This window comes from Mycobacterium aquaticum, from assembly GCF_002086485.1.
GTDB classification, from domain to species: Bacteria; Actinomycetota; Actinomycetes; order Mycobacteriales; family Mycobacteriaceae; genus Mycobacterium; species Mycobacterium aquaticum.
The window spans coordinates 1-1,012 of the sequence record NZ_MVHF01000094.1; the positions used below are offsets into that span (position 1 = coordinate 1).

1 protein-coding gene is annotated in these 1,012 nt (G+C 64.8%); it reads right to left on the reverse strand.

The window, feature by feature from the left end:
* Window positions 1-12 precede the first annotated feature (12 nt).
* A partial coding sequence (locus tag BST13_RS38040) for an IS30 family transposase (RefSeq protein ID WP_083171385.1) occupies window positions 13-1,012 on the reverse strand: 1,000 nt, incomplete at its 5' end.

The following is a 1,012-nucleotide window of genomic DNA, read 5'->3' on the forward strand; positions in this document are numbered from 1 at the left end:
GGTGAGTTCTAGTCAACGTCGCAACAACGGCGGACCACTGGAGGCTAACAGCGCCGCGAATAGGTCTGCGGGGCAACGGTCTTTAAGAACCATGCGGGGGCGGTTGTTGAGTTCGTGTTCGACGGCTAATAGGTGGGCCGGTGAGTGGCTGGCGACGCTGATGCCCTTCGGGAAGTAGTCGCGTAGCAGTCCGTTGGTGTTCTCGTTGCTACCGCGTTGCCAGGGTGATCGTGAGTCGCAGAAGTAGACGGGTGCGCCGAGCTTGTCGGTGGTGGCCAGGTGGCGCGCCATCTCGGTGCCCTGGTCCCAGGTAATCGACCGAATCAGTGCCGGGGGTAGATCTTGCATGCGGGCCACCAAGGCGGCGTGTAGCGACTCGGCGTCACTGCGAGGCAGGTGCACCAAGCGCAGCATTCGAGTCTGACGTTCCACGAGGGTGCCAATCGCCGACAAGTGGTTATCGCCGATGATGAGATCTCCCTCCCAATGCCCTGCTTCCGACCGATCGAGAGTGGGGAACGGCCGGTCGTGGATGGTGAGCATCGGCTGCTGAAATCGTGGTCGGCGGCGCTGCGGGCGCTGGTGTGCGCGCCGGTGGTCGCGTCCGGTGCGTAGCGGTGAGCGGCGGTGTGGCGCCAACCGCGTGGGCCGCAGGAAGCGCGAATGCGGTTGATGCACAGCTTGATAGATATTCTCGTGGCACAGCCGCATTGACGGATCATCGGCAAAGCGCTGGCGCAGGTGACGGCTGATCTGCTGCGGGCTCCACCGCTGGCCAAGCAGTTCGGCGACCACGCCGCCGAGCTGTTCGTTGGTGTCGATCCGGCGTCGGCGCTGACGTGCTCGCCGCGCGGTAGCCCGTCGATGAGCATCGAAAGGTCGATACCGACGTCCGGCCGGCGCGTTACGCCGCAGCTCCCGCGAAATCGTCGACGGTGCTCGACCCAGCCGGACGGCGATCGCCCGTACGCCCAGACCGGATTGGCGCAGATCGGCAATCTCGATCCGCTCA